Origin of the sequence: Croceibacterium atlanticum, from assembly GCF_001008165.2 — a bacterium.
Lineage (GTDB): Bacteria > Pseudomonadota > Alphaproteobacteria > Sphingomonadales > Sphingomonadaceae > Croceibacterium_C > Croceibacterium_C atlanticum.
Genome location: NZ_CP011452.2, coordinates 1,076,617 through 1,094,486, shown reverse-complemented (window position 1 = coordinate 1,094,486; position 17,870 = coordinate 1,076,617). Strand labels below are relative to the sequence as shown.

The following is a 17,870-nucleotide window of genomic DNA, read 5'->3' as shown; positions in this document are numbered from 1 at the left end:
GACGGTTATTCTCCGCCGGATCGCGTTCCGCATCAGAACGGCGCGATCCTGCCAGTGGCGAGCAGGGCCAGCAGGCCGCCGCCCAGCAGGACGCGGTACAGCACGAACAGCATGTAGCCGTGGCTGGATACGATCCGCAGGAACATCACGATCACGGCATAGCCCGTGAAGAAGGAAACCGCCGTCGCCACGATGGTCGGCATTGCCATATCGGCCGAGAAATCCCCCCAGTAACGGATCAGTTCGTAAAAGCCGGAGGCAAGGACGGCAGGAATTGCCAGCAGGAAGGAATAACGCGCTGCCGCCTCGCGCGTGAAGCCGAGGGCGAGCCCGGCCGTTATCGTACCGCCGGAGCGGGAGACGCCGGGCACCAATGCCATTGCCTGGGCGAAACCGAGAAGCAGGCCATCGCGCCAGCCAAGCTGATCCAGCGGACGCTTTTTCGGCCCGTACCTGTCCGCAATTCCCAGCAGGATACCGAAGCCGATCAGCGCTGCCGCGGTCAGATAGAGATTTCGCAGAACGCTTTCGATCGCATCCTTGAACAGCAGGCCCAGCACGGCGATCGGAATCGTGCCGATGATGATCAGCCAGCCCATGCGCACCGATGCGCGATCCGGGTTGGTGCCGGGTTTCAGCGCAATCAGCCAGTTGGAGGCGATGCGCCAGATATCCTTGCGGAAATAGAGCAGCACGGCCGCCTCCGTCCCGATCTGCACCACTGCCGTGAATGCGGCCCCCGGATCCCCCGACGCAAGGAATGGTCCAGCCAGCCGGAGATGCGCGCTGGAGGAGATGGGCAGAAATTCGGTGAGGCCCTGCAATAGTCCCAGCAGGATGGCTTCGAACAGACTCATACGAGGATATGTCTCCGGGAATTCTCGCGGACGCCAGGCAAGGCAAGCCGCATATCGCAGTTCAGCCAAGTTGCAACAACAGGGGGCATATTGTTCCTGAACGGAGAAGGCCCGCACGGATCGTTTGCACCCCGGCGGGGCCGGCCTGCTAGGCCAGCAACTTCTTCAGCGCCTCCAGTTCCTCGCCCGCTTCCTGCGCCCGGGCTCGGTCGGTGTAGAATTCGCCCAGTCCTTCCCAGATTTTGGCCGCCGCGGGATCTTCGCTGGACAGGAAATCGGAAATGCCGTGCATTTCGGAATCCCACCGATAGGCCTTGGGGTACATTTTCGGGATGGCCACACGCTGCCTTTCGATCAGCCAGCCGAGCATCCAGTCCATTTCCTTGCGCAATTCTTCCGCCGCGCCGTGCCGCTGGGCAGCCAGCAACATGGCCGTGGTCAGGCCGATAATTCCCTTGTTGATCGCGCCGAAACAGGTTTTCAGCGCTGCGGCGGTTCCAATCGGCCCCGGCAGGACGCGGGCATCGATGCCGTATCGGCACAGCATGTCCGCAACCTGTTCCGCCCCTTCTCCGCAAAGATGGAGATGCGGCCCGTCATAGCCATCGGCTGGCGGGCCGCCGATAATCCCGCCATCGACCATCTGGCCGCCGAGCCTTTCCACCCGTGACGCCAGATCCTTCTTTGCTTCGGGTGGCAGGGCATTGGCATCGCAGAAGATCGGCCCGTTTCCACCTGCAAAAACTGGCGCGAGAGCTTCCACCACTGCCACGGCCTGGGCCGGGGGGACGATGGACAGGATCAGTTCCGCGCTGGCGATCTGCTCCAGCGTTGCGTCCTGCATTCCGGCATGGGCGGCGCGTTCCCGTGTCGCGTTGCTGCGGCCGCCCAGCAGGGTGAGCACTTCGCATCCCTTGTCATGCAGCCGTTTGGCGACGCCCGAACCCATCGCCCCGGCGCCGATCACCGCGATTGATGCCATGCTTCAATCCCCCCTTGCTTCTGCTGCTATTATTGCGCGGCGATAGGGTTTCAGGGCCAGCCAGGCCATGATCAATCCGGTCGGCCCGGCAAAGCAGGCCAGCGCCGCCATGGAATAGCCCACGCCGCTTTCCCCGAACACATTGTCATTCAGCATCCCCACGATCAGCGGGCCGAGGCCGTATCCGATGACATTGTAGATCGCGATATAGAGCGCCGTCGTCGTGCCGCGCATCCGGCCCGGCGTGATCGCCTGGATGGCGGCATTGGCCGGGCCTGATCCCATCGAGCCGAGGAACAGGGACGCGCCGAAAAGGATGAAGGCGAAAGTCACGCTTTCCACCAGTGGATAGAAGATGGCGACCGGGATCAGCGGTATGGTGACCAGCCAGACCATGCGCATATTGGCATCCTTGTATCCGGCCTGAGCCATGCGATTGGCGATATATCCGCCCAGCAACAGGCCGATCGGGGATACGATCAGCGATATGATCCCCAGGATCGGGCCCGGTTCGCCCGGCGCGAAGCCGAATTTCCGTTCGAAGAAGACCGGGCTCCATATCGCGATCCCGAAGCTGAGCATGGCCTTGATGCCATTGGCCAGGAACATCGGCGCATAGGTCGTGCGCAGGCCCCAGAGATAACCGATCACCGATGTGAAGCCGGGCGTCTGCGTGCCGGCCAGTTCGCGGCGGGGCGGTTCAGGAACGGTGGCGAGCAGCAACAGCGCCCAGAACACGCCCGGCAGGCCAACGATGATGAAAGTCATCTGCCAGGGCTTCAGCGTGCCCACCAGCGGGAAGCTTTGCGGTCCGATCTCGGTCAGCCAGGTGATAAGCCAGCCGCCCACCAACAGTGCCATCCCGCTGCCTGCCACAACGCCGATGCCGATAACCGACATGGGCTGGGCCAGCCGGTCGCGCGGGAACATGTCCGATGTCATGGAATAAGTGGCCGGCGCGTTGCAGCTTTCACCGATGCCCACGCCCATGCGGGCCAGCGCAAGTTGCCAGAAACTGTGCGCCAGGCCGCAGACGGCGGTCATCAGGCTCCAGAAAAAGATGCCGAAGCCGACGATCCATTTGCGCGGCCCCCGATCGACAAGGCGCGCCACCGGAATGCCGGCAAGAACATAGAAAAGGACAAAGGCAAAACCGACCAGCAGGCTGATCTGCGTGTCGGAAACCTGCAGATCCGCCTTGATCGGCGTGACCAGCAGGGTCAGCAATTGCCGGTCCAGATAGTTGAACATCAGCGCGATCATGAAAACGAAGATCGCCCACCAGCTACGCGCCGGTGACAGTGCCGCCGTCGATCCAGTCATCTCTTTCCCCTCTCCGCCGGGCATTAGGCCCGAAACCGCGGCGCGCGGCAAGAGGCGGGCGGTTTTGACCTTGCTCAAGGACTTTGCGCTGCCTGCGGAGCATGTCAGCCTCGACAAATGGAGGCAATCATGACCGTTTTGGGCAGTGGGGCGCGCAGGCGTCTGATACCGGGGACCGACCCGTTCGATGGCGATCTCGCCATGCGCGGCTTTGCGCTGAACGACATGTGCTATTCGTTCAATCATGCCGAAAATCGCGAGGCTTTCCGACAGGATGAGGAAGCCTACATGGCCAGATACAATCTGACCGAAGAGCAGAAGGACGCCGTGCGCCAACGGGACGTGCTGGCCATGCTCGAAGCTGGCGGCAATGTTTATTACCTCGCCAAGCTGGCCGGCATTCTGGGCCTGAACGTGCAGGATCTCGGCGCATTGCAGACCGGCATGTCGGTCGATGAATTCAAGGCCATGCTGCTTTCGCATGGCGTCACCATTCGCGAAGGAGAATTCGCGTGAGCACTATCAGCGGCGGCATTTTTACCAGCCACGTTCCCGGCATCGGCAACGCAATTGCCAAGGGCCTGCAGCAGGATCCCTACTGGAAGCCCTTTTTCGATGGTTTTCAGCCGGTCCATCGCTGGCTGGATCGCGTGAAGCCGGACGTGGCCGTGGTGTTCTACAACGATCATGGCCTGAACTTCTTCCTCGACGCGATGCCGACTTTCGCCATTGGCGCGGCGCCGGAATATCGACACGAAGATGAAGGCTGGGGCATTGCCTTTCCCAAACCTTATCCGGGCATCCCCGAACTTTCATGGCAGATTATCGAAGAAGTGGTCGAATCAGAGTTTGATCCGGTGATGTGCCAGAAGATGCTGGTGGATCATGCCGTGGCCGTTCCCTTCGAACTGGCCTGGCCGGATGCGGAAGCCTTCCCGGTCAAGCTGGTGCCGATTGCCATCAATACCGTGCAGCATCCCTTGCCCAGCCCGAAACGCTGCCGCGATCTGGGTCTGGCCGTCGGCCGCGCCCTGCGCGCGTGGGAAGGCGATGAAAAGATCGTGGTGATGGGCACTGGCGGCCTGTCGCACCAGCTGGAAGGCAAGCGCGCCGGCCATCTGAATGTCGATTATGACAAGTTTTGCATGGATAATCTCGTGTCTGACCCGGATGCCCTGCTGAAGCATTCCACGCTGGAAATCGTCGAACTAGCGGGTAGCCAGGGCGTTGAAATCCTCAACTGGATCGCCGCACGCGCAGCGCTGGGCGATGATTGCCGCGAGATTTCACGCAATTATCACATTCCGATTTCCAATACGGCGGCGGCGACCATGCTGGTCGAAACGCGCGAAGCCGTCAGCGCGTGATGCGCATTGCCGGCGGGCCATGTGTCCGCCGGCAGTTTCCCGGTTCAATTGATCGGGGTCAAGGAATCTCACCTGTGCGACTCGTATCATAACGATCGTTACGAAGGAGAGGCTCCATGGTCCATTTTCCGCAAGAACCGCTATACAAGGATGTGCTCCGGCTCGTCCGTCTCGAAGGCGATATCGCCGATCTCGAGATTGAAGGCGAAGTGCCGCCAGAGCTGGACGGGGCCTTCTACCGCGTCCATCCCGATCCGCAGTTTCCGCCGAAATATGGCAATGACCAGTTCTTCAACGGCGATGGCATGGTTTCCATGTTTCGCATCAAGGACGGCAGGATCGCCTTCCGTCAGCGTTATGCGAAGACGGATAAGTGGAAACTGGAAAACGAGGCGGGCAAGAGCCTGTTCGGCCAGTATCGCAACCCGCTGACCGACGATCCCAGCGTGAAGGGCAAGATCCGCGGCACGGCGAACACCAATGTCCTGGTCCATGCCGGCAAGCTGTTCGCCATGAAGGAGGACAGTCCGTGCCTGCTGATGGACAAGAACGGTCTCGATACCGAAGGCTATACCGATTTCGGCGGCGTGCTGGGGGACAAGCCGTTCACCGCCCATCCCAAGATCGACCATGAAACCGGCAATTTCTGCGGCTTCGGCTATGCGATTGACGGGCCGCTGACGGAAGCCTGCCACTATTTTGAAATTGATTCGGCCGGCAAGGTGGTGCGCAAGGCGGAATTCTCCGTGCCGTATTACACCATGCTGCACGATTTCTGCATCGCGGGCGATTATGCGGTGTTCAATGTCTCCCCCTATCATTCGGACTGGCAGACGCTGGAAGAACACCGGCCGCATTTCTATTACGACCGCGAACTGCCCTTCTATCTCGGCGTGCTGCGCCGTGACGGGGATGGCAGCGACATCCGCTGGTTCAAGCTGGAGCCGAGCGTTTGCGGCTGCCACGTGATGAATGCCTATCAGGACGGCACGAAGATCCATTTCGACCTGCCGATCAGCAAGACCGGCAGCCTGCCGTTCTTCCCGGAAAAGGATGGCCGCCCGTTCAATCCGGAGGAAGCCGTCACTATCCTGACGCGCTTCACCGTGGACCTTGCCGCCAATAGCGACGAGATCACCAGCGCCGAACCGATCGGCCGGATGCCGGGCGAATTCCCTCGTATCGACGATCGCTTTGCCGGGAAGAAATATCGCCACGGCTGGATGATCACTTATGATTTCGACAAGCCCTACAACGGCCCTCCGGGACCCTTTGCCGGGGTGATAAATTCGCTGACGCATTACGACCACGAAACGGGTGAAGAAAAGACCTGGTGGTGCGGCCCCGATGGCGCGATACAGGAACCATGTTTCATTCCGCGCAGCGCGGATGCGCCGGAAGGCGATGGCTATCTGATCGCCTTGGTGGACAATCACGTCACCAATTATTCGGACCTGTGCATCTTCGATGCGCTGGATGTCGCGAAAGGGCCGATTGCACGGGCCAAGCTGCCCATCCGTCTGCGCCAAGGCCTGCACGGCAATTGGGCGGCCGGAGACAAGCTGGCCGCCTGACAGACAAGCTTCCCTCCCTCCGGCGGTGCGTCACAAGGCGCGCCGCCATTCTTTTTGCCCGGATTGTGCGGGCCTGTGCGCGATTGTGCGCAAGCAAAAACCCCGCTGCGCCAGCGGGGTTTTCTTATCCCTGGTTGGGGCGAGGTGCCTAGACCGCCGAGCTGAACCGGCGCAGTGAGTGCTGGCGATAGGGATCGAATGAAGCGGCGATGCTGCGCGCATAAGGCAGGCCGCGCGGCACGATTTCGAGCGTGCCATCGCTGGCCACGCAAAGCCCGGCATCAAGATAGGGCTGAAGCCGGTCCAGCGCCGAATTCAGCATCGCCGGCTCCACATCCGACTTGCCGGAGCAGAGCAGCGCCTCGATTATTGCCCCGCGCCGCTGGTCATCTGCCGAGCGGACCTTGCCGACGGAGGTCGGCAAACGGTTCTGCGACAGGGACATGCGATAGCGGCCGGAATTCTTGTCATTCTGGACGAGTAGTTCGGGAAAACTGCTGATCGCGGATGCGCCCAGACCGATCAGAACCTTGGCCGGATCTTCGGTGAAGCCCTGGAAATTGCGATGCAGCCGGCCGGCTATCGCGGCCTGGGCCAGTGGGTCGCCGGGCAGGGCGAAGTGATCGAAACCGACGGCGACATAGCCTTCATCGACAAGCTGATCATGCCCGCTTTCAGCCATGTGGAATCGCTCGTCCGGCCCGGGCAGGGCGCTCGCATCGATCTTGCGCTGGCGCGGCAGGAGATGGGGCACATGGGCATAACCGAACAGGGCAATGCGATCCGCCTCGAAGCCGGCCGCGCGTTCCAGCGAGTCGCGCAGATCCTCGTCACTCTGGCCCGGAAGGCCGTACATCAGATCGAAATTCATTGAATTCACGCCGCCAGCGCGCAGGATTTCCACGCTCTGTTCGATCATCTGCAGTGGCTGGACCCGGCCGATTGCCTCCTGAAGATGCGGGGCGAAGGTCTGCACGCCCAGGCTGGCATGCGTGGCGCCCACGGCGCGCAATACGGCAGTCCATTCGCGTGTCAGCGTTCGCGGATCCAGCTCTATGGAAACGGTCGGATTGTCGAGCGGGAGTTGCAGCAGCAATTCATCGAACAGCCGCGCGAAATCGGTCGGGGCGATCGCATTGGGGCTACCCCCGCCAAAGGCGATCCTGCGAATCCGGGCATCGCGTGGCAGCATGTCGGAAACCAGCGCAATTTCCGTGTGCAGCGAATCGAGATAGCTGGCCAGCCTCTGCTTGCGATTGGCCGCGCCGGTATTGCAGCCGCAATACCAGCAGATCTTCTCGCAGAAGGGGATGTGGAGATAGAGCGATATGTCGCCATGTGCATTGGCGAGCGCCCGCGCATGATCTTCAGGCGTGATGCCGGGTCCGAACTCGGCAGCAGTCGGGAAGCTGGTGTAACGCGGAACGGGCGTTGCAAGCAGTTCTGGATGATATGGCCACATGAGAGCGAATTTGCAGGGCTGGGCGGAAGACTCATTGCGCTCGATCAATCCGGCGCAGACGCGCGCCCCGAGACCGACAAATTATTAATTTACGGCATTAAATCATGATGCCCGGACTTTGCGCCGGATCAATGTGCGATGGCGCTTCCCGGCGCATTTGCCGTCCAGCCGCACAGGAATAAGGGTCTGCAGAGGGCAGTCCTCGCGGCACGAGAAGGATAGAAAAATGCGCAAAGCCATCGCTCTTGCCGCCATCGCCGCGGCGACTTGCCTTACTTCCCCCGCTCTGGCGCAGGACGGCAAGGTGCAGGTCAAGGTTCTCGCCACCGCGGTTCTGCCTGATGGTGAAATCGACAAGGTGAAGATCGATGAGATCGGCCTTCCGTCCACGTTGCAGACCGAAGCGAACGACAATGTCGTTCCGACCGTCGCAATCGAATATTTCTTCACCCCGGAAATCTCGCTGGAAACGATCTGCTGTGTCACGCAGCATGATGTGGATGCCACCGCCGGCGTGCCCGGTGCGGAACTGGTTTCCGATGCGAAGCTGATTCCGGCGACCTTCACGCTGAAATATCACCTGAATGCAGGCGGGATCTCGCCCTATATCGGCGCCGGCCCGGCCTATTTCATCTGGGTCGATGAAAAGCCCGGCGCCGCAGCCGTGGATCTTGGCGCCGATCGCCTGAAAATGTCGGACGAGCTGGGCCTGGCGCTTCAGGCCGGCATCGACGTTCCGGTGAATGACAGCTTTATCGTCAGCCTGGACGCCAAGCGTTATTTCATCGGCACGACGGCCACATGGTATGCTGCGGGTACGAAAGTGATCGAAACCGACCACAATGTGGACCCGTGGGTTCTCAGTGCCGGTGTCGGTTTCCGCTTCTGAGCTAGCCGGCCAGAGCTTCCAGCGTCGCGCGGTCACGTATCACGACCGCGCGGCGTGACGGAAGTTCGACAATTCCATCACGCTTGAGCTGGGTGAACTGCCGGCTTACCGTTTCGATCGTCAGCCCGAGAAGATCCGCGACCTGCTGGCGCGAAAAGGGCAATTCAAACGATTCCAGGGCACCGCTCTCACTCTCGCAGCCCGGCTGGACGAGCCGTTCGGACATGTCGAGCAGGAAGGTCGCCAGCTTTTCCGTCGCGCTCTTGCGGCCGAGAAGCAGCATCCAGTGGCGCGTGCGATCCAGTTCGGAAAGGGTGCGTTGCAGCAGCTTGTGCTCAAGCGCAGGATGTTCGCTCGCAAACCCGTCGAAATCCGCGCGTGAGAATACGCAGACATTCGCATCAGTCAGTGCCGTCACCGAATGGCGCGTGGTTGCGCCAAAAGGCCGGCCGATGAAATCGGAAGGATAGACGACGCCGACGATCTGTTCGCGGCCATCTTCCGTGCCGGTCGACAGTTTGAGCACGCCTTCGATCACATTGGCGACCAGAACCGAATCGTCGCCTTCCCAGATCAGGGGTTCGCCGGCTTCCAGCTTGCGCCGGCGACCGATCGCGCTCAACGCCGCGATCTCCTTGTTGTCGAGGGCGGCGCAGATTGCCCGGTTGCGGACAACGCATGTATCGCAAGAGCTCATGAAATGTCCGCTAGCAGAGCCGGGCGCTTACGACAATCGCGGCTGACGCGCGGATATTGTGCAGCGCAATATATCAGGCCGTCTGCCTGATCTGGATTGTCATGATCTTGGGAGTGGTGCCCAGGGGCGGAATCGAACCACCGACACTGCGATTTTCAGTCGCATGCTCTACCAACTGAGCTACCTGGGCGTCGCTTCGGTCATTGCCCCGGAAGGGCTACGATGCGGTTGGAGGGGCGCCTATGGCGAAGCGGAGAGCGCTTTGCAAGCCCGATTTGGCAGGAGTGTTTACTCATCCCTCACGATCTCTTCCGGATCGGCGGGCGGGCCCGGCACGGAGTAACCTTCATTGAACCACTGCGCGAGATCGCGGTCGCGGCAGCGGGCGGAACAGAATGGGGCGAATTCTTCGCTGCGGGGCTTCTTGCAGATCGGGCAGGGACGTTTGCTCATGGCGTTACAAGCTGGGAATGGGGCGCTTCGATGGCAAGCCCCGGATCGGCGTGCCAGCGGATCTCCCGCCCTGTGCGCCGGGCAAGTTCTTGCAGCCATTCCGGCTTGAGATAAGCTTCCAGAGCCGGATGGCCGCGCAATTCAACAAGGCCTGCACCTTCCAGCCTTTCGGCGCGGCGCAACAATTGGCGCACGGCAAGGGATTTTCGCCGGAAACGGGCCAATTGCAGGATGGATGGCCGCTCCAGCCGGGCGACAAGCTGGACGAAGCCGAAACCGTTCATGGCGGTGCGTTCATGCGGCCAGTCGGCCAGGGCGCTGCCAAGTTCAGCATCGACAGCGCGGCGATCTTCCTTGGCGGAGAGAGTCGGAAAATCCACGCCGACCGATCCCCCCACATCGAAACGCCGCAGGCTGCGGGCGAGGGGCGCGATGGCGGCAATCGCCAGCTCGCGCGGTGGAAGGTGGCCGTCAATATCGACCAGAAGCATGGCCGGGGTGGGGCTGAACAGCAGCGATCCGCCCGGGAAAGCCACTTCTCCTGCCAATGCTTCGCCCACGAGTTCATCCCAATCATTGCCGGGGAACTGGCGCACGGTGCGGACCGGCAGATCCTGCCGCCGCAATTGCTCCGCCAGTGACGGGGCAGGGCTGGGGTCGAGCGTGGTCGGGCGCGCCTGGGCGAGTTTGAATCGCCCGCTCTCCCCGATTGCCGCACGAGTGACTTCCAGACGGATTGGCGCGCCTTCGCGGGCGGAGCCCGGCAGGCGGCTGACCAGCGCCTCCTCGCCATTGGCGAAACGGGCGGTGCCGCGAGAGGATTGGGCACGCCGGGATAGCAGAACGGCATCTTCCACCTGGCCTGCTTTCAGGCAGCCGGGCCATTCTATCCGGGCCGCGAGAATCTCGTCATTGTGGAGCAGGATCGCGCGTTCTTCGGCAATCCCGTCCTCGACAAGCCATTCAGCCAATGGGAAAACCCGCGGATCGGAGCAAGGCACGGGTTTCGAACAGAGGCAGGCCGACCACGCCCGAATGGCTGCCGGAAATCCACGCGATCAGGCCTTCAGCACGGCCCTGGATCGCATATCCGCCGGCTTTGCCATGCCATTCACCGCTCTCGATATAGGCCGCGATTTCCTCGTCAGAGAGGCGTTTGAAGCGCACCTGCGTCTCGCTCAATCTTTCGCGCAGGGTCCCGTCAGGGGCGAGCAGGGCGATGGAAGAGAACACGCGGTGGCGGCGGCCGGACATCAGCCGCAGGCATTGCCTCGCCGTTTCCTCGTCCTCCGCCTTGGGCAGGATCCGGCGCCCTACGGCCACTGCCGTGTCTCCGGCGAGTACATGGGCTGAAGGGTCGGCGGCGGCCAACGCCTTTTCCCGCGCCATGCGCTGGGCATAGACGCGCGGCAATTCAGCCTTGTGCGGCGTCTCGTCAATATCGGCAGGTGCTATGCGCGCGGGTTCGATCCCGATCCGGGCGAGCAATTCACGCCGCCGTGGACTGGCCGAAGCGAGGGTGAGCGCCTGCTGCGCACCGTTTTCCATGGGCGCTGTCACGCCCGCTTGATCAGGATGGCCCCGGGCCGCCCCGGCCGGGCATGAAGCGATAGGTGATGCGCGCCTTGGTCAGATCGTAAGGAGTGAGTTCGCAGAGAACTTCGTCTCCTACCAGCACGCGGATGCGGTTCTTGCGCATACGCCCGGCAGTGTGGCCGAGCACTTCATGGCCATTTTCGAGCTCCACCCGGAACATCGCGTTCGGCAGCAATTCCACCACCTTGCCGCGCATCTCGAGGAGTTCTTCTTTAGCCATTAAGTCCCTGTATCCGTATTTTGCAGTTGCTGTTGGCCGCGCGCCATAGCCCCCGACTCGGAAAAAGGGAAGCCTGCCCGGCAACCCCGGCAATTGAATCTGCGCAGCGTTACAATTGCGACACTTTATTACCCGAGAAGCCTTGCGAGAATTCCGCACCGCAGCAATAGGCGCCGTTGCGGGGGCTGGATCGAATACCATCAAGGAAACATAGATTTGCGTCTGACCCCGTGTACGAGCCTGACCGCACTTTCGCTCGCCATCTTTTTCGCTGCCAGCCCCGCCGCCGCTGCCGAGGATACCGCGCAGCAGGAAACGGTCACGCCCGATAGCGCCACGCCCGCCGAGCCGGAAACCACCGGTGACGAGATTCTGGTCATTGCCGAACGGCTGACCGGCACGGTTGATGCGCCGCAACCCCCGCTTCTGGAGCTGGGGGAAGAAGATATTGCCGCCTATGGCGCCGGTTCGATCCAGGAATTGCTGGAAGCGCTCGGTCCGCAGGTCGGTTCCTCACGCGGCCGGGGCAGCGGCGGCCGTCCGGTAATCCTGGTAAACGGGATGCGCGTCTCCTCTTTCCGCGAGATGCGCAGCTATCCGCCGGAAGCGATCCAGAAGGTCGAGGTCTTTCCCGAGGAAGTGGCCCAGCGTTACGGCTATTCTCCCGATCAGCGCGTCGTTAATTTCATTCTGAAAGACAGCTTCTCCAGCCGCGAGATCGAGGCTGAATATGGCCAGCCCTGGGAAGGCGGCTATTCCACGCAGGAGGTGGAAGGCACCTATCTTCGGATCGACGGGCCGTCGCGGCTGAACCTGAATCTCTCCTGGGAAAATTCCAGCCTGCTGACCGAGGCGGAGCGTGACCTGGTGCAGGCCAATGCGCCCACTCTGCCGGGCGATCCCGATCCGGCCCGCTATCGCAGCCTCGTTGGCGATTCCGCCGGCTTTGAAGCGACGCTTAACTGGACGACCAAGCTCAACGATGTCGGCGATTCGCTGAGCGTCAACGGCAGTTTCGAACGCAGCGACAACCTCACTCTGCAAGGGCTGGATTCGGTTGTTCTGACTGACCCTGGCGGCGCTTCCGTCTTCCGCACGGTCAATGCTGCCGATCCGCTCACGGTGGACAGTCGCAGCGAGACATATTCAATCGGCAGCACGCTCAACATGAACCTGGGCGACTGGCAGGTGACGGGCACGCTGGATGGCAGCCATTCCACTTCGCGCAGCCTGATCTCGCGCCGGCTCGACCTGACTTCACTACAGGACGATGCGGCAGCCGGTACGCTGCCTCTCGATGCCGATCTCGGCCCGTTTGCCGAAGCGGGCGTTGAACGCGCGCTGACCAAGACGGACACGGCCGCGGCGCTGATTACCGCCACCGGCATGCCGATTTACCTGCCTGCGGGCGATGTCAGCGTAACGCTGGATGCAGGGTTCGACTGGAACCGCATCACCAGCGATGACACGCGCAATCCGGGCCTTTCCACCCAGCTTACCCGCGGTGATCTGACGACGGGCATCAATGTCGGCATCCCGATTACCAGCCGGCGCGACGATGTTCTGGGCGCGGTGGGCGATATCAGCCTGAACGCGGCCGCCGGGATGGATCACCTGTCCGATTTCGGCACCTTGTATGACTGGTCTCTGGGCGTCACCTGGGGGCTGACAGACACGCTGACGGTCAACGCAACCTATATCAATCGCGACAGCGCACCCAGCCTGGCGCAATTGGGCAATCCGGAAATCGAAACGCCCAATGTCTCTGTCTTCGACCTTTCGTGGAACGAGACAGTGCAGGCGACGGTGATTACCGGGGGCAATCCCTTCCTGCCTGCCCAGAACCAGAGCGACTGGAAAATCGGCGCGGTCTGGGAACTGCCGATCCTCGACCGGGCGAACTTCTCCGTCGATTATATTCGCAACCATTCGACCGATGTCGCCACCGGCTTCCCGGTCCTGACGCCGGCGATCGAAGCGGCCTTTCCCGATCGCGTGACGCGTGACGCCAGCGGCCGCCTGATCCAGCTCGATCAGCGTCCGGTCACATTCGCGGAACAGGATGTTGAACGGCTGCAATTCGGCCTGAACCTCTCCGGTCAGATCGGCTCGGCGGACGAGCCACGGGGCGGCCCGTCGGGCGGTTTCGGCGGACGTCCTGGTGGCGATCGCGGCGGCCCACCGGCCGGCGGTGCCCGGGGCGGCGGCGATTTCGATCCCGCGCGTTTCCAGGCGATGCGGCAATTGCTGTGTGGGGATAACGGGCAGGATGTGGCGCTCCGCCTTGCTCGCGGGGAAAGCGTTACCGGGCCTGACGGGCAGGAAATCACCCTGCCGCCGATGATGCTTCAGCGGATGCAGCAGAATGGGGAGGTCACACCTGAACAGGCGGAGCAGATGCGCCAGCGGATCTGTTCTTCCGATGGCCCTCCGGCTGGCGGCCCGCAGGGCCGTTCTGGCGGCAATGGTGGCGGCGCGCCGGGCTTTGGCCCTCCGGGTGGACCGGGCGGCGCGGGGCGCTGGTTCCTCAACCTGCAATATACGCGCGAGTTGAAGAACCGGACGCTGGTGGCCGATGGCGGCCCCGTGATCGATCTGCTTGATGGCGGCGCCTTGTCGGGCGGCGGTCAGCCGCGCGATACCGCCAGCATGCGTCTCGGCATGTTCTACCGCGGATATGGCACTTTCATCAGCGGCCAATATACCGGCTCTTCACGCATAGATGGCAGCGGGCAGGCGGGAAGCACCAACCTGTTCTTCGATGATTATGCGACGCTGGATATCCGTTTCTTCGTGGATCTCAGCCAGCGTGAAAAGCTGGTGAGCAAGGTTCCGTTCCTGGACAATGTCCGCATCAGCTTCGATGTCGAAAATATCTTCGACGCGCGGCAGACGGTCACCGATGCCAGCGGCGCAACGCCGATCCGTTATCAACCCTATCTGGTCGATCCGATCGGGCGCAGTTTCGAGATCGAATTCCGCAAGCTGTTCTGATCCAGCGCGCGGCCGCCGGTCAGATGGCTGACCCGGCGGCCGCGCCGCTCGCCCAGGCCCACTGGAAATTATATCCGCCCAGCCAGCCGGTGACGTCCACCGCCTCGCCAATGGCGTAAAGACCCGGGATCTTGCGGGCTTCCATCGTTTTGGAAGAGAGTTCCGCGGTGGATATTCCCCCCACGGTCACTTCCGCCTTGGCGTAGCCTTCGCTGCCATTGGGATGGAATTCCCATTTCGCCAGCCGGTTTTCGGCAGCGATCAGCGCCTTGTCCGGCAGATTGCCGATATCGCCCTGCAGGCCGATCCTTTCGGCCAGCGCAGTCGCCAGCCGTTCCGGCAGGGCGTGGGACAACAGGGATTTGATGCTGGCGCGGGGATTGGCGCGTTTTGCCTCGGGCAACCAGCCATCTGGTTGATCCGGCAGGAAACGGATGAAGACGGGATCGCCGGGCCGCCAATAGGAAGATATTTGCAGGATCGCGGGGCCTGACAGGCCGCGATGGGTGAACAATGCGGCCTCGCGAAAGGCATTCCTGCCCGCTTGCGCGATCACTTCGGTTGAAACGCCGGACAATTCGCGGAACAGCACGTCCTCTCCGCCAAGTGTCAGTGGAACCAGGGCTGGGCGCGGCTCCACCACTTTCAGGCCGAATTGCCGTGCGAGATCATAGGCGAAGCCGGTGGCGCCCATCTTCGGGATGGAGGGACCGCCCGTCGCAATCACCAGCGCTGGCGCGGACCAGCTGCCGGTCTGCGTCCGCACGGCAAAGCGCCCATCGGCATGGTCCACTGCCGTTATGTCTTCTCCGCAGCGGATCTGCACATCGCCCTGCGCGCATTCATCGAGCAGAAGATCCACGATCTGCCGGGCCGACCCATCGCAGAATAATTGCCCCAGCGTCTTTTCATGCCAGGCAATGCCATGCCGTTCGACGAGATCGAGAAAATCGCGCGCCGTGTAACGGCTGAGCGCTGATTTCACGAAATGCGGATTGGCCGAGAGATAGCGGTCCGGCGCGGTATGGATATTGGTGAAATTGCACCGTCCGCCGCCCGAGATCAGGATCTTCTTGCCGACTTGATCCGCCCGTTCCAGCACAAGTATGCGCCGGCCGCGCTGGCCGGCGGTAAGGGCACACATCAGGCCGGCCGCGCCGCCGCCGAGGATAATCGCATCAAATTCGGACATTGGACCAGCGCGGTAGTGCCTGATGCGGCCCGGGCCAAGGGCGAATAGGCGTGGCGCTTTTCAGACGCGCCCGCGCCGCCTATCTGACCGGCATGAGCCGCACCCCCGCCGGAACCCCAAGCCACCCCAAGGGCGCCGAACGCTTTAACGAGGAGCGGGCGTCCAATACGCTGCGCGGCGATGCCCAGCCGGATATCGAGGCGGGCGTCATGGCGATCCGTGACGTCGTGAAGTCGTTGCGGCCGCAACCCGGCGTCTATCGCATGACGGATGCGCGAGGCGATGTGCTGTATGTCGGCAAGGCACGGGCACTGAAAAACCGCGTTTCCAACTATACCCAGGTCGAACGCCTGCCGATCCGCTTGCAACGGATGGTCAGCCAGACGCGCGGCATGGAGATCGTGACGACGGGGTCAGAGGCCGAAGCGTTGCTGCTGGAAGCGCAGCTGATCAAGAGATTTCGCCCGCCTTACAATGTGTTGCTGCGCGATGATAAGAGCTTCCCTTTCATCCTGTTGCGCGAAGGGCATGACTTCCCGCGGATCATGAAACATCGCGGCGCGCGCAAGGCCAAGGGCAGCTATTACGGGCCTTTCGCCAGCGCGGGTTCAGTCAACACCACGATTAACGCGCTGCAAAAGCTGTTTCTCCTAAGGTCTTGTACAGACAGTTTTTTCAGCCGGCGCGATCGGCCCTGCCTGCTTTATCAGATCAAACGGTGTTCGGCCCCATGCGTGGGCCGCATCGACCGGGAAGGCTATGCCGAACTGATCCGTGAAGCGAAGGATTTCCTCGGCGGCCGGTCCGGCGCGGTGCAGAAAAAGATCGAGGAGCAGATGAAGGAAGCTGCCGAAGCGCTCGATTTCGAGCGGGCGGCGATGCTGCGCGACCGGCTGCGCGCTGCCACTTTCATCCAGGGAAGCCAGGGTATCAATGCGGGCGGCGTTGGCGATGCCGATGTCTTCGCGCTGGCCGCCAAGGGCGGGCATATCGGCATTCAGGGCTTCTTCGTGCGTGGCGGGCAGAACTGGGGGCACCGGGCCTTCTTCCCCAGCCACACGCAGGATATCGACAAGGATGAGGTTCTGTCCCGCGTATTGATGCAATTCTACGAGGAAGTACCGCCACCGCGCACCATATTGGTCGATCGCGATTTGCCGGAACGGGAATTGCTGGAAGTCGCCCTGGCGGAAAGTGCGGGCCACAAGGTCGAAATCAGCGTGCCCCAGCGCGGCGATCGCCGCCGGTTGATGGAACAGGCCAAACGCAATGCGGTGGAAGCGCTGGATCGCAGGCTGGCAGAAAGCGGCACTCAGGCAAAGATCATGCGGGAACTGACCGAGTTCCTGGAACTGCCCGAAGTGCCGGCGCGGATCGAGATTTACGATAACAGCCATATCCAGGGCGCCAAGGCAGTGGGCGCGATGGTGGTGGCGGGACCGGAAGGCTTCCTGAAAAACCATTATCGCAAGTTCAACATCAAGTCGGCGCAGTCCAATGACGATTTCGGCATGATGCGCGAAGTGATGCACCGCCGTTTCTGCCGCGCGCTGGAGGAAGATCCGGATCGCGATGGCGGCTTGTGGCCCGACCTTGTCCTGATCGATGGCGGGAAGGGGCAGATGTCTTCCGTGCGCGATACGCTGGAGGAACTGGGGATCGAGGATGTTCCGCTGATCGCCATTGCAAAGGGCCCGCATCATGGGCGTGAAGGGCGGGAAATCTTCCATTTCCCGGATGGCAGGGAAAAGACACTGCCGGTGAATTCGCCGGTCCTGTTCTATCTCCAGCGTTTGCGGGACGAATCGCACCGCTATGTCATCGGTGCGCATCGGCAGAAACGCAGCCGTGCCATTTCCGCATCTCCGCTGGACGAGATCCCCGGCATCGGCCCTTCGCGCAAACGTGCACTGCTGCTGCATTTCGGCACGGCCGGGAAAGTGCGCGCGGCCGCGCTGGATGATCTGAAACGCGCGCCCGGCATCAGCGAAGGCGTGGCGCAGAAGATATACGATTTCTATCACACCAGCGGATAGGGCGCGAAAAAAGCTGGCGACCCATCGGAAGGGTAAGGGTTCGGCAAAGGGCCGCCAGCAATCATCGGGAACACCGGAAGAGTGATGTTCCGGGAATTTGCCGGTCAATGCCGGATGGCCCGGCCGGCAGATCCCCTTGCTCGCCGGATGATACTCTCACGTGGTTGAGACGCGGCCTATCGCCCGGCAGGCACGGCGATTTCTAGCGGCCAATCCTGTTCATATTCC

16 protein-coding genes and 1 tRNA gene are annotated in these 17,870 nt (G+C 62.0%); 6 read left to right on the top strand and 11 right to left on the bottom strand.

What is annotated here, in order from left to right:
• Nucleotides 1–32: 32 nt before the first annotated feature.
• The 3 genes from WYH_RS05180 to WYH_RS05170 all read right to left on the bottom strand — a co-directional run bounded on the left by WYH_RS05180 (nt 33) and on the right by WYH_RS05170 (nt 3,162).
• Nucleotides 33–857 (bottom strand): undecaprenyl-diphosphate phosphatase, encoded by an 825-nt coding sequence (locus WYH_RS05180; RefSeq protein ID WP_046902992.1) that lies wholly within the window; start codon nt 855–857, stop codon nt 33–35.
• Between the two features lie 148 nt (nt 858–1,005).
• The gene (locus WYH_RS05175) at nt 1,006–1,839 is read right to left on the bottom strand and encodes an NAD(P)-dependent oxidoreductase (RefSeq protein WP_046902991.1); all 834 of its coding nucleotides are present in this window, start codon (nt 1,837–1,839) and stop codon (nt 1,006–1,008) included.
• Between the two features lie 3 nt (nt 1,840–1,842).
• On the bottom strand, nt 1,843–3,162 hold the full coding sequence (locus WYH_RS05170) for a spinster family MFS transporter (protein ID WP_046902990.1): 1,320 nt from the start codon (nt 3,160–3,162) through the stop codon (nt 1,843–1,845).
• Nucleotides 3,163–3,291: 129 nt separating this feature from the next.
• On the opposite strand from WYH_RS05170, the gene WYH_RS05160 reads away from it, so the two are divergent.
• The 3 genes from WYH_RS05160 (at nt 3,292) to WYH_RS05150 (ending at nt 6,103) form a co-directional block, all read left to right on the top strand.
• Nucleotides 3,292–3,678 carry a protocatechuate 4,5-dioxygenase subunit alpha gene (locus WYH_RS05160; protein WP_046904834.1) on the top strand — a complete coding sequence of 129 codons (387 nt, stop codon included), beginning with the start codon at nt 3,292–3,294 and terminating at the stop codon, nt 3,676–3,678.
• Complete coding sequence (locus tag WYH_RS05155) at nt 3,675–4,529, top strand: class III extradiol dioxygenase family protein (protein ID WP_046902989.1); 855 nt, start codon at nt 3,675–3,677, stop codon at nt 4,527–4,529. Before WYH_RS05160 ends, WYH_RS05155 begins: the two co-directional genes overlap by 4 nt.
• Nucleotides 4,530–4,645: 116 nt before the next feature.
• Nucleotides 4,646–6,103 (top strand): lignostilbene-alpha,beta-dioxygenase, encoded by a 1,458-nt coding sequence (locus WYH_RS05150; protein ID WP_046902988.1) that lies wholly within the window; start codon nt 4,646–4,648, stop codon nt 6,101–6,103.
• 148 nt (nt 6,104–6,251) lie between these two features.
• Here WYH_RS05150 and hemN read toward each other — a convergent pair whose 3' ends face one another.
• A complete protein-coding gene (gene hemN, locus WYH_RS05145; RefSeq protein WP_046902987.1) occupies nt 6,252–7,565 on the bottom strand; it encodes an oxygen-independent coproporphyrinogen III oxidase in 1,314 nt (437 codons plus the stop codon).
• A gap of 226 nt (nt 7,566–7,791) precedes the next feature.
• Here hemN and WYH_RS05140 point away from each other — a divergent pair, with 226 nt between their 5' ends.
• Entirely contained in the window at nt 7,792–8,454 is a 663-nt protein-coding gene (locus WYH_RS05140; RefSeq protein ID WP_046902986.1) for an OmpW/AlkL family protein, read from the top strand.
• Nucleotide 8,455: 1 nt separating this feature from the next.
• Here the strand turns inward: WYH_RS05140 and WYH_RS05135 are convergent, their stop codons facing one another.
• From WYH_RS05135 to infA, 6 genes are all read right to left on the bottom strand, one after another.
• Nucleotides 8,456–9,151, bottom strand: a complete 696-nt coding sequence (locus WYH_RS05135) for a Crp/Fnr family transcriptional regulator (RefSeq protein ID WP_046902985.1) — start codon at nt 9,149–9,151, stop codon at nt 8,456–8,458.
• A gap of 114 nt (nt 9,152–9,265) precedes the next feature.
• Nucleotides 9,266–9,341, bottom strand: a tRNA-Phe gene (locus tag WYH_RS05130).
• Between the two features lie 98 nt (nt 9,342–9,439).
• A complete protein-coding gene (locus WYH_RS05125) occupies nt 9,440–9,604 on the bottom strand; it encodes a DNA gyrase inhibitor YacG (RefSeq protein ID WP_046902984.1) in 165 nt (54 codons plus the stop codon).
• Entirely contained in the window at nt 9,601–10,575 is a 975-nt protein-coding gene (locus WYH_RS05120) for a hypothetical protein (protein ID WP_046902983.1), read from the bottom strand. Before WYH_RS05120 ends, WYH_RS05125 begins: the two co-directional genes overlap by 4 nt.
• Nucleotides 10,568–11,152 (bottom strand): Maf family protein, encoded by a 585-nt coding sequence (locus WYH_RS05115; RefSeq protein ID WP_046902982.1) that lies wholly within the window; start codon nt 11,150–11,152, stop codon nt 10,568–10,570. The genes WYH_RS05120 and WYH_RS05115 overlap by 8 nt, the downstream gene beginning before the upstream one ends.
• A 22-nt stretch (nt 11,153–11,174) precedes the next feature.
• Complete coding sequence (gene infA, locus WYH_RS05110) at nt 11,175–11,420, bottom strand: translation initiation factor IF-1 (RefSeq protein WP_046902981.1); 246 nt, start codon at nt 11,418–11,420, stop codon at nt 11,175–11,177.
• A 216-nt stretch (nt 11,421–11,636) separates the two neighbouring features.
• Between infA and WYH_RS05105 the strand changes: the two genes are divergently transcribed.
• Nucleotides 11,637–14,414 carry a porin family protein gene (locus WYH_RS05105; RefSeq protein ID WP_046902980.1) on the top strand — a complete coding sequence of 926 codons (2,778 nt, stop codon included), beginning with the start codon at nt 11,637–11,639 and terminating at the stop codon, nt 14,412–14,414.
• Between the two features lie 19 nt (nt 14,415–14,433).
• Here the strand turns inward: WYH_RS05105 and WYH_RS05100 are convergent, their stop codons facing one another.
• Entirely contained in the window at nt 14,434–15,606 is a 1,173-nt protein-coding gene (locus tag WYH_RS05100; protein WP_046902979.1) for a BaiN/RdsA family NAD(P)/FAD-dependent oxidoreductase, read from the bottom strand.
• A gap of 92 nt (nt 15,607–15,698) precedes the next feature.
• On the opposite strand from WYH_RS05100, the gene uvrC reads away from it, so the two are divergent.
• Nucleotides 15,699–17,642, top strand: coding sequence for an excinuclease ABC subunit UvrC (uvrC, locus tag WYH_RS05095; RefSeq protein ID WP_046904833.1), 1,944 nt, complete (start codon nt 15,699–15,701; stop codon nt 17,640–17,642).
• Nucleotides 17,643–17,870: the final 228 nt, after the last annotated feature.